The following is a 10,686-nucleotide window of genomic DNA, read 5'->3' as shown; positions in this document are numbered from 1 at the left end:
ATTTGAATCTGAATTCATCTTTTTTTGGCACATAAGTTGCATTTGCCGGTGCGGGGCGGCTCGGACGACTCCACGAGCCGGGGAGGACGTGGCGCACCAGAGCGCCCTGCGCCGCGCGTCCAGGACGCGGCCCTGGACTTCCTTTGAGCAACCCCCGAGAACCACTCACATGCCCACCACCTCCACATACCGACTCGCCCTCTCCCTGGTCTGCGCCGCCTGGCTGTCCTGCGCGGCAAGCTCGGCATCTGCCACCCCGATCACCAAGCAGCTCGACGTCTCCGTGTACCAGCTGTGCAACACGCTGGGCGACTGTGCAAGCACCGGCCCCGCCGGCAACGCGTACTACGCCGACGCCACCAACAAGATCTGGGCACAAGCCGGGATCCGCGTGACGTTCAACTTCGTCAAAGCGATCGTGAGCGACCAGTTCTACGACATCGGCGACACGGCGGGCGACACGTTCGATGACCTGTATAACTCGGTCTTCCCCGGCATGGCCGGCCTCAACCATTCGACGGTCGACATGTTCCTGGTCAATAGCTATGCGGGCGCATACGGCGTCGGCTACGACAGCGCAGGAGGACTGATCATGTCGATGTCCGATATCCAGTCGTTCGACTGCAACGGTGCCGCCGGTTGCACGGGCCGCATCGACACGCTGGCGCACGAGATCGGCCACAACCTCGGCCTGGTGCCTGAGAACTTCCCGGATTACGCGGGTGCGGAAGATCCGGGGCATTCGCTCGATCCCAGCACGCTGATGGCCAGCGGCGGCGTCCGCAATGTGCCCACGACGCTGGCGGACATTCGGCCGGACGGCCTGGGCTACGGCTGGCTGCCGCAGCACCACATCGATCACGCGCTGCAGAGTACGTTGTTGCGTGACGTCAGCCCGATCCCTGAACCCAGTACGTACCTGCTGATGGGTCTGGGGCTCGCGGCGCTGACGGGTATCCGCCGCCGGCACTGAAAGAGGCTCGGCATGCGACGCCGGCGGTTTTTCGGGTGGGTGCTTCCGATGGTTGCCGGCGGCCACGCCCTCGCGGCGGAAGCATCGGGCCGTGTACGGGCGGACCGCATCGTGCTGCCGCCCGAGCGGCGCACGTCCGAATCGCCGTCCGGTCGGTTCGTGCTGACGGTGGAGTCTCGGGACGGCTGGCGAAGCCGCTACGCGCTGGCCACCCTGCGCCTCCACGACGATGCCGGCCCGCGGATGCTCTGGCAAAAGCAGCTGCCGCATGAGCGTGGGCCACGCCACCTGCTCGTGACCGACGCGGGCCAGACCGTGCTGGTGGACGAGTGGATCAACGTCCCTTCGCGGCATGCGCTGATGCTGCTGGCCGTCGACGGCACCGAGATGGCCCATCTCGGACTCGATGCGCTGGTGCAACTGCTCGGCGTTCCGCGCCGCGCAGTGGCGGATCACGCTCGGCTCGGCATCTGGCTCAGTGCACCGCCGATGGTGGCGGCTGACGGCCGCTCCGTTCGCTTCGAGGCCGCTGGCCGTGCGCTTCTCATGAACCTGTCCGAGGGGTCGGTGACGGCCAGGGACTGAGCCACCGTTTGCCGAGACCAGCGCGGCAATCTCGCGTCGGTCGAGCCGGCCGGGCGTCCGCCGCACCGAGACATCATCGACTGCGCCTTGGCCAGCCACCACCACGGCGCTCAGGCCACCGCGCTGGCCGGTCCGTTCTGCGCCGCTTCCGGCGTGTTCGGCCGGCCAGGCGCCGCGCCGCTGCGGACCTTCGCGGGGCGCAAGGGGCTCGCCCACCTTGAACTCCCACGGCATCAGCTTGCCGCTCGTCGGGTGGCGGAAGCCGCTGCAGCGATGGCCGGCCACGTGGTGGAGGCCGCTCTGGCGCGCTTCGGCCGCATCGACGTGCTCGTCAACAACGCCGGCTTCGGCCTGCTCGGCGCGGTGGAGGAAGCCACCGCCGACGAAGTGCGCCGCCTCTAAAAGACCAACGTCTTCGGCCTGCTGAACGTGACGCGTGCGGTGCTGCCGTCGATGCGTGCGCGCCGCAGCGGCCACGTGATCAACATCTCGTCGCTGGGCGGCTGCCGGTCGGGCCCGGGCTTCGGGGTGTACTGCTCGACCAAGTTCGCGGTCGAGGGGCTCACCGAGGCGCTGCACGGCGAGCTGGCGCTGCTGGGCATCCATGCCACGGCGGTGGAGCCGGGCTACTTCCGCACCGAGTTCCTCGAGGGCAGCCTGAACCAGCCGGGCGATCCGCTGCGTCTGGCGCAGGCGATGCTGCGGCTGCCGATGGGCACCGAGGCGCTGCAGGTGATCCGCGACAAGCACGCGTTTGTCAAGCGGGAGACGAAGGCGTGGGAGGCGCTGGCGGCGTCGACGGACTTCGCGCGGGCAGGCTGAGGTCTCGCTGGCGGCGGCCGCATCCAGTTTGAGCGCGGCCCCGGCCTCGACCTGCCCGCCGCGGAGCCGCGATCCGCTGCCGGCCTCAAGCCGGCCGCGCCGGGTTGCCCTTCACCGTCGCGCCGGCCGGCACGTCCCGCGTCACGATGCTGCCCGCGGCGACCAGGGCGCCGTCGCCGATGCTGACGCCCGGCAGCACCAGCGCGCCGGCGCCGATCCACACGTCGCGGCCCACGCGCACGGGCCGGCCGAACTCCAGGCCCTGGCGGCGGGTGGCCGCATCGCGCGGGTGGTCGGCCGCCAGCAGCTGCACGCCGGGGCCCATCTGCGTGCCATCGCCGACCGAGACCTCGACCACGTCGAGGATGACGCAGTTGAAGTTGATGAACACGTTGGCGCCGAGCCGGATGTTGAAGCCGTAGTCGCAATGGAACGGCGGCCTGACCTGGGTGCCGGCCCCGACCGCGCCCAGGTGGCCCGACAGCATCTGCCACCGCTGCGCGCGGCCCAGGGCGAGCGAGGCGTTGTACCGGGCGAGCCAGGCCTCGTTGGCCGCGAGCTCGCGCTGGAGCTCGGGGTCTTCGGCGGAGTAGGGCTCGCCGGCCAGCATGCGCTGCTTATGGGTGCGTTCCATCCTCGCTCCGATGGCACCGGGCCGCGGAAGTTCAGCCGCGGTAGCCCGCCGTCTGTGCGAGCAGCCAGCTGCTGAAGGCCGCCAGCGCCGGCCGCGGCGTGGCCGACTGCGGGTGGATCAGGTAGTACGACCGGTCGCTGACCCACTCGAACGGCAGCACCTGCCGCAGCCGGCCGGTGGCGAGGTCGTCCTCGATCAGCAGCCGCGGAATGAGCGCGATGCCCAGCCCGTGCACCGCGGCCTTCGCCAGCATCGAGAACAGCTCCATGCGCGGGCCGGCGACGTCGTTCTCCACCGCCAGGCCCTGGGCGCCCAGCCACTGCCGCCAGGCGTAGGGGCGGGTGCTGGACTGCAGCAGCGTGTGCCGCGCCAGGTCGGCCACCTGCAGCGGCCCGGGCACCAGCGAGGGGCTGGCCACCGCGATCATCGGCTCGTGCATCAGCAGGTGCGATTCGGTGCCCGGCCAGCCGGCCTGGCCGGCGTAGATCGCCGCATGCAGCGTGGTGTCGTCGAACAGGAAGGGCCGGGTCCGCGGCGCGAAGTGCAGCGTGATGCCGGGGTGCGCCCGCTGGAAATCGGGCAGCCGCGGCAGCAGCCACTGCGTGGCGAAGGTGGGCACCACGCCGAGCTCGAGCGAGCCGCCGAGCGCGCCCTTTGACATCACCTCCAGCGTGTCGCGCTCGACGTCGTCGAGCCGCTCGCGCACGCTGCGGCTGTAGTTCTGGCCGGCCTCGGTCAGCACCACGCCGCGGCGCGTGCGGCGGAAGAGCTTGACGCCGATGAAGTCCTCCAGCGCCGCGACCTGGCGGCACACGGCACTCTGGGTGACGGCCAGTTCGTCGGCCGCCGCGGTGAAGCTCTGGTGCCGCGCCGCCGATTCGAAGGCGGCGAGGGCGCCGAGCGAGGGGATCTTCCTGCGCACGCGGGTCTCGGTAAGTCTTACGAAGTGCTTCAAACGCACACCAGCGTGCGCGCAAATCGTTTGCGCCGCGGGGGCCGAGCGCATAGATTCCAGCTTCCAGCCATCCTAACTCCGCGAGACACCGAAATGACTTCTTCGAACACACGCGCCAGCTTCCACTGGGACGACCCGCTGCTGCTCGACCAGCAGCTGACCGATGAAGAGCGCTCGGTGCGCGACGCGGCCCAGGCCTATTGCCAGGACCGCCTGGCCACGCGCGTGCTCGAGGCCTTCCGCCACGAGAAGACCGACGCGGCGATCTTCCGCGAGATGGGCGAGCTGGGCCTGCTGGGCGCGACGATCCCCGAGCAGTACGGCGGCGCGGGCCTTAACTACATCTGCTACGGGCTGGTGGCGCGCGAGGTGGAGCGCGTCGATTCCGGATACCGCTCGATGATGAGCGTGCAGTCGTCGCTGGTGATGGTGCCGATCAACGAGTTCGGCACCGAGGCGCAGAAGCAGAAGTACCTGCCCAAGCTGGCCGCCGGCGAATGGATCGGCTGCTTCGGCCTCACCGAGCCGAACCACGGCTCCGACCCCGGCAGCATGATCACCCGCGCCAAGAAGGTGGCCGGCGGCTACAGCATCAGCGGCGCCAAGATGTGGATCACCAACAGCCCGATCGCCGACGTGTTCGTGGTCTGGGCCAAGGACGACGAAGGCGCGATCCGCGGCTTCATCCTGGAAAAGGGCTGGAAGGGCCTGAGCGCCCCCGCCATCCACGGCAAGGTGGGCCTGCGCTCCAGCGTCACCGGCGAGATCGTGATGGACGAGGTGTTCTGCCCCGAGGAGAACGCCTTCCCCGAGGTGCGCGGCCTGAAGGGCCCGTTCACCTGCCTGAACAGCGCGCGCTACGGCATCGCCTGGGGCGCGATGGGCGCCGCGGAAGACTGCTTCCACCGCGCCCGCCAGTACGTGCTCGACCGCAAGCAGTTCGGCCGCCCGCTCGCCGCCAACCAGCTCGTGCAGAAGAAGCTCGCCGACATGCTGACCGAGATCAGCCTGGGCCTGCAGGGCGTGCTGCAGCTCGGCCGCATGAAGGACGCCGGCACCGCGGCCGTCGAGGTCACCTCGATCCTGAAGCGCAACAACTGCGGCAAGGCCTTGGACATCGCCCGCGTGGCGCGCGACATGATGGGCGGCAACGGCATCAGCGACGAGTTCGGCGTGGCGCGCCACTTGGTGAACCTGGAAGTGGTGAACACCTACGAAGGCACGCACGACGTGCATGCGCTGATCCTCGGCCGCGCGATCACCGGGATCGCGGCGTTCTCTAACTGAGCTTCCTGCGCCGCCGGCCGGGCCTCGACGCGGGAGCGTCCGCCGCGGCCGCCGGCTCGGCTTCGTCGCGCATCAGCGCCTGCATCAGGCCGCGCACGATCGGCAGCGCCGGCACCGGCGTGCGCCGCCCCAGCGTCACCAGCGCGAAGCGGGCATTGAAGTCGAGCGTCGGGGCCATCGGCAGCTCCACCAGGCCCGGGGCCGCGGCGCGGATCGAGACCAGCACCGCGTCGGTGTGCAACGCCACCTCCACCAGGCTCGGAATCTCCTCGCAGCACAGCGTGACGCAGGCGGCCGGGTGCGCCGCCTCGCCGTAGCGCTCGACCATCACGCGCGCCACCTCGTCGCTGAGCGGTATGGAGGCGATCGGGTAGCCGCGCACGTCGTCGAAGCGCACGCTGGCACGCCGGGCCAGCGGATGGCCGGGCCGGCACATGAACGAGCCGCGCATCTCCTGCACGGCCTCGACGTGCAGGTCGGGCGCCGGCGACAGCGATCGCGCATCGACCACCAGCGCATCGAGCGCACGCGCCCGCAGCGCCTGCACCAGCAGGGCGGTGCGGGCCCGCGAGACCTCCAGCCGCAGCTCCGGATGGCGGGTCGCCATGTGCATCAGCAGGGGGTTCATCAGCATCGCGCCGGGCCCCGAGCCCAGGCCGATGCGCAGGCTGCCGCCTGCGCCGTCCGCCGACTGCCTGCCGCTGCCCATCATCTCGTCGGCATCGGCCACCAGCTGCCGCGCGCGCGGCACCATCTCCTGCCCGAACGGCGTCAGCTCGCTGCGGCGGCCGATGCGGTCGAACAGCGGCCGGCCCAGTTCGTCCTCGAGCGAGCGGATGCTGCGGCTCAATGCGGGCTGGGTGATGAACAGGCGCTGCGCCGACTGGCTGAAGGAGCCGCTGTCGGCCAGCGCGAGGAAGTGCCGGAGCTGCACGAGCGTCATCGGATGGGGCTTGGTATGGAATGAGTCGGATGCATCGATTGCGGCAAAGCAATGCATTGGACTTTCGATTGTGCGCTTCCTAGCATGCGTTCACCCCCTTCAGGAGACGGACGTGATGAACCGGATCGCCAAGCACACCCTGGCCCTTCTTGCCTGCTGCGCGGTGGCCGCCGGCGCGTGGGCGCAGGCCTACCCGAGCAAGCCCGTCAACCTGATGGTGCCGTACCCCGCCGGCGGCCCGTCGGACGCCATCGCGCGCATCGTCAACACGCCGCTGGGCAAGGATTTGGGCCAGCCGGTGCTGGTGGAGAACCTGGGCGGCGTGAGCGGCGCGCTGGCGGCCCAGAAGGTGCTCGCGGCGCCCGCCGACGGCCACTACCTCTTCCAGGGCTCGCCGAACGAGGTGATCCTCTCGCCGCTGGCGAACGCGGCCGTCCGGCTGAAGAGCGAGGATTTCCGGCTCGTGCATCCGATCGCCGATGCGGTGATGGTGTTCCTCGTGCGCAAGGACCTGCCGGTGCACAACGTCGACGAGCTGGTCGCGCTGGCGCGGCAGTCGGCGGCGCAGCCGCTGACCTACGGCAGCGTCGGCGTGGGCTCGCTCTACCACCTGGTGCTCGAGGACCTGCAGCAGCGCACCGGCGTCAAGCTGCAGCACGTGCCCTACAAGGGCAACGCGCCGCTGCTGCAGGACGTGGGCGGCGGCCAGGTCGACTTCGCGGTGCTGGTGTACAGCGCGGCGATGGGTGCGATGGCCGAGCAAGGCCGGCTGAAGGTGATCGGCCAGCTCGGCGCCGAGCGCTCCGAACTGCTGAAGGACGTGCCGACCGTCGGCGAAGGGCAGGCGCTGAAAGGCTTCGCCTACCGTACCTGGAGCGGCTTGCTGGTGCCACGCGCGACGCCCGAGGCCACGGTGCAGCGCCTGCACGCCGCCATCGGCAGGGCGCTCCAGGCGCCCGAGGTGCGCACCCAGCTGGCGGCGCAGACGCAGCTCGCGTCGGCACCGATGTCGCTGGCCGAGGCTGGACGCTTCTACGAGGCCGAGACGGCGCGCTACCGTGCCATCGCCAAGGCCATCAAGCTGCAGCCGCAGTGAGCGGGGGCGCGGCATGACCTACCTGCTGAACGCCCTGCTGCCGCAGGCTGGCGAGTTCATCGCGCTGCGCCGCGACATCCACCGGCACCCCGAGCTGGGCTTCGAGGAGCACCGCACCGCGGCGCTGGTGGCCGACAAGCTGGAAGGCTGGGGCTACGAGGTGGAGCGCGGCATCGGCGGCACCGGCGTCGTCGGCCGGCTGGTGCGCGGCAGCGGGCGCAAGCGCCTCGGGCTGCGCGCCGAGATGGACGCCCTGCCGATCCAGGAGGCCTCGGGCGCGGCCTGGGCCAGTGCCCGGCCGGGCCTGATGCACGCCTGCGGCCATGACGGCCACACCACGATGCTGCTGGCTGCCGCGCGCCGGCTGGCCGAGGCGGGCGGCTTCGACGGGACACTCCACCTGATCTTCCAGCCGGCGGAGGAGGGCGGCGGCGGCGCGCTGCGCATGATGGCCGACGGCCTCTTCGACCGCTACCCGTGCGACGCCGTGTTCGCGATGCACAACATGCCCGGCATCCCGCAGGGCCGGCTGGTGCTGCGCGAGGGGCCGGCGATGGCGTCGTCCGACTACGCCACCGTGCGCCTCGACGGCGTGGGCGGCCACGGCGCGATGCCGCACCGGGCCAGCGATCCGGTGGTGGCCGCGGCCAGCATCGTGATGGCGCTGCAGACGGTGGTCTCACGCAACGTCGATCCGCTGCAGATGGCGGTGGTGACGGTGGGCGCGCTGCACGCGGGCCAGGCCAACAACGTCATCCCGGCGTCGGCCACGCTGGAGTTGAGCGTGCGCGCGCTCGACCGCGAGGTGCGCGCCACGCTGGAGCGGCGCATCAAGGCGCTGATCGCCGCGCAGGCCGAGAGCCTGGGCGTCACCGCGCACATCGACTGGCGCCCCGGCTACGCGGTGCTGGTCAACACGCCGCGGGAGACCGCCTTCGCGCGCGAGGTGGCGCTCGAGCTGCTGGGCCCGCAGCAGGTGACCCTGCAGGGGCCGGCCGTGCCGGGCAGCGAGGACTTCGCCTTCATGCTGGAGCAGGTGCCGGGCAGCTACCTCTTCGTGGGCAACGGCGACGGCGACAGCGCAGGCGCCTGCATGGTCCACAACCCGGGCTACGACTTCAACGACGACAACGTCGCCGTCGGCGGCGCCTACTGGGTGCTGCTGGCGCGGCGCTTCCTGGCACCGGAGCCCGGCACGCCCGCCTGAGCCCGCAGTGGAACACCGTTCTGTTACAGGGTGTGTTGTACACCTCTTAGTTCGGCAAATTTGACGGCATCGACCAAACCTACCCTCCATCGTCTTTCATTGGCTCGATGGCCAGGAGTTGTTTGTGCATCGTTCGTCGTTGAATCATGTGTTCAGGGTCGTCTGGAACACGTCGCTGGGTTGCTGGGTTGCTGTTTCGGAGATCAGCCGCGGGCGCGGCAAGTCGTCCTCGGCGAAGGCGCTCGCGCCAGCGCTGCTGTTCGCGGCCCTGGGGGCCGGCGCACAGGCGCAGACGACCGTCGTCGACGGCAACGGCCACGGCGGCTGCATGGTGGGGGTGGGGAGCTGCGGCCTGCCGACGAGCGACGCGCTGTTCACCAACTTCTATACGCAGGGCGGCGCGGGCAGCGGCGGCGGTGCCGGCCTGGGTGGCGTCTTCTTCGTCAACTCGGGCAGCTCGCTGCATCTGAACAACGTCACCTTCGAGCGCAACACCGTCAAGGGCGGCGAGGGCGGCAGCACGCCGGACGTCAACGTCAGCGGCGCCTCGCTGACGCTGATCGAGAAGTCCGCTGACGTCACCTCGGTCACGGCCTTCCAGATCAAGCCGACCATCGTCGACACCGCCGGCACGCTGACCATCTCCGGCGTCACGCTCGGCTCGGCCAACCCGCTGCTGAAGGCGGGCAGCCTCGTCTCGCTGGGTGGCGCCACCGGCACCATCGACACGCTGTCGGGCACCGACGTCACCTTCGTCCAGCCCGTCACCGTGGATGCCTCGGCGATCAAGTCGGTGGCCGGCGCCACGGCGGCCAACGGCAGCAACACCATCACCAGCGCGTCGTTCAGCGGCATGGCGCCCTCCGACGTCGCCACCGGCATGACGGTGGTGGGCGCCGGCATCCCCGACGGCACGACGATCACGCAGGTCACGCGCGACGGCAGCAACGCCGTCACCTCGATCACGCTGAGCAACAACGTCACCTCGGCGGTCAACGGCGCGATCAAGCTGGTCGACGTCACCAGCTTCCAGGCGTCGCAGTTCCAGACGACCGCGAACGCCAACGAGATCAAGCTCGCCGCCACCGGCCTCGGCCTGGCCGTCGGCATGACGCTGACCGGCGACGGCGTGCCTGCCAACACCCAGGTCACCGCCATCAACGGCGACGTGGTGACGCTGTCGAACCCGATCACCGGCCTGAGCTTCGCCGGCTCGCTGCCGATCGGCACCGTCGGCCAGAACCAGATCCAGCTCGGGATGATGGACAGCCGCTTCACGGTCGGCAGCGCCATCACCGGCAACGGCATCCCCGCCGGCACCACCATCACCGCGATCGACAGCCAGACCGGCAAGATCACGCTGAGCAACAACCTGACGGCGATCCCCGGCGAGATCTCGACCAAGAGCATCCTCGCGCAGGCCGGCGCCACGCTGCAGCTCAAGAGCGCGGCCGGCCTGCAGGTCGGCATGAAGCTCGAAGGCGCCGGCATCCCCGACGGCACGACCATCCTGTCGATCTCGGGCAACACCGTGACGCTGAGCGCCACGCCCACCGGCAGCGTGTCGGGCTTCCTGGCCAGCTCGGCCTACAGCACCGGCGGCTCGCTCAACAACATCGCGGCCACCGGTGCCACCGGCGGCAACGGCAACCGGGGCAACAGCGCGACCAACGGCATCGTCTGGATCCGCGACGGCGAAGGCTCGTCGGGCACCAACGGTGGCAACGCCGGCAGCGGCACCAACGGCGCGGGCGGCCGCGGCGGCAACGGCGGCAACGGCAGCTCCGGCGCGCCGTTCAACTACGGCCTGACCTTCGCGGTGCTGAACGCCACCAAGACGGCCGTGGCGGACACCGCGGCGGCCGCGGGCGCGCTCGCCACCTTCCCGCCCAACGCGGTGCTGTCGGCGGCGCACGTGATCGCCGCGGGCGTGGCCTACGTCGACCTGGGCGTGGCCATCGCCAACCTGGTGACCTGGGGCGTCGAGCTCAGCAACGGCACGGCCGGCCGCGGCGGCGACGGCGGCGCGGGCGGCAACGGCGGCAAGGGCTCTACCTTCTACGGCGGTGGCGCGGGCGGCAACGGCGGCGTGGGCGGCAACGGCGCGCTCAGCGGCACCGACGGCGGCGCCGGCGGCGACGGCGGCAGCGGCGGCAACGGCGGCTTCGGCGCGGGCGGCGGCTC

Annotated in this window: 9 protein-coding genes and 1 pseudogene; 7 read left to right on the top strand and 3 right to left on the bottom strand. The window is 70.7% G+C overall.

Annotated features, from left to right (window positions below; all coding sequences use genetic code 11):
• The first annotated feature begins 169 nt into the window (after positions 1-169).
• From V4F39_RS11015 to V4F39_RS11005, 3 genes and pseudogenes are all read left to right on the top strand, one after another.
• Positions 170-973, top strand: a complete 804-nt coding sequence (locus V4F39_RS11015) for a PEP-CTERM sorting domain-containing protein (protein ID WP_332289423.1) — start codon at positions 170-172, stop codon at positions 971-973.
• Positions 974-985: 12 nt separating this feature from the next.
• Positions 986-1,558, top strand: coding sequence for a hypothetical protein (locus tag V4F39_RS11010; RefSeq protein ID WP_332289422.1), 573 nt, complete (start codon positions 986-988; stop codon positions 1,556-1,558).
• 153 nt (positions 1,559-1,711) lie between these two features.
• A pseudogene (locus tag V4F39_RS11005) lies at positions 1,712-2,380 on the top strand (SDR family NAD(P)-dependent oxidoreductase).
• Between the two features lie 85 nt (positions 2,381-2,465).
• Here V4F39_RS11005 and V4F39_RS11000 read toward each other — a convergent pair.
• Both V4F39_RS11000 and V4F39_RS10995 read right to left on the bottom strand, forming a co-directional pair.
• Positions 2,466-3,014, bottom strand: a complete 549-nt coding sequence (locus V4F39_RS11000) for a sugar O-acetyltransferase (RefSeq protein ID WP_332289420.1) — start codon at positions 3,012-3,014, stop codon at positions 2,466-2,468.
• A gap of 31 nt (positions 3,015-3,045) precedes the next feature.
• The gene (locus V4F39_RS10995; RefSeq protein ID WP_332289419.1) at positions 3,046-3,936 is read right to left on the bottom strand and encodes a LysR substrate-binding domain-containing protein; all 891 of its coding nucleotides are present in this window, start codon (positions 3,934-3,936) and stop codon (positions 3,046-3,048) included.
• A gap of 126 nt (positions 3,937-4,062) precedes the next feature.
• Here V4F39_RS10995 and V4F39_RS10990 point away from each other — a divergent pair, with 126 nt between their 5' ends.
• Positions 4,063-5,256 carry an acyl-CoA dehydrogenase gene (locus V4F39_RS10990; protein WP_332289418.1) on the top strand — a complete coding sequence of 398 codons (1,194 nt, stop codon included), beginning with the start codon at positions 4,063-4,065 and terminating at the stop codon, positions 5,254-5,256.
• Here the strand turns inward: V4F39_RS10990 and V4F39_RS10985 are convergent.
• A complete protein-coding gene (locus V4F39_RS10985; RefSeq protein WP_332289417.1) occupies positions 5,249-6,199 on the bottom strand; it encodes a LysR family transcriptional regulator in 951 nt (316 codons plus the stop codon). The genes V4F39_RS10990 and V4F39_RS10985 overlap by 8 nt on opposite strands.
• Positions 6,200-6,314: 115 nt before the next feature.
• Between V4F39_RS10985 and V4F39_RS10980 the strand changes: the two genes are divergently transcribed.
• From V4F39_RS10980 to V4F39_RS10970, 3 genes are all read left to right on the top strand, one after another.
• Positions 6,315-7,295, top strand: coding sequence for a tripartite tricarboxylate transporter substrate binding protein (locus V4F39_RS10980; RefSeq protein WP_332289416.1), 981 nt, complete (start codon positions 6,315-6,317; stop codon positions 7,293-7,295).
• A gap of 13 nt (positions 7,296-7,308) precedes the next feature.
• A complete protein-coding gene (locus tag V4F39_RS10975; protein WP_332289415.1) occupies positions 7,309-8,502 on the top strand; it encodes a M20 aminoacylase family protein in 1,194 nt (397 codons plus the stop codon).
• A gap of 124 nt (positions 8,503-8,626) precedes the next feature.
• A partial coding sequence (locus V4F39_RS10970) for an ESPR domain-containing protein (protein WP_332289414.1) occupies positions 8,627-10,686 on the top strand: 2,060 nt, incomplete at its 3' end.

The organism is Aquincola agrisoli, assembly GCF_036621135.1.
Classification (GTDB): Bacteria; Pseudomonadota; Gammaproteobacteria; order Burkholderiales; family Burkholderiaceae_C; genus Aquincola; species Aquincola agrisoli.
This window is presented reverse-complemented; position numbering and strand designations above follow the sequence as displayed.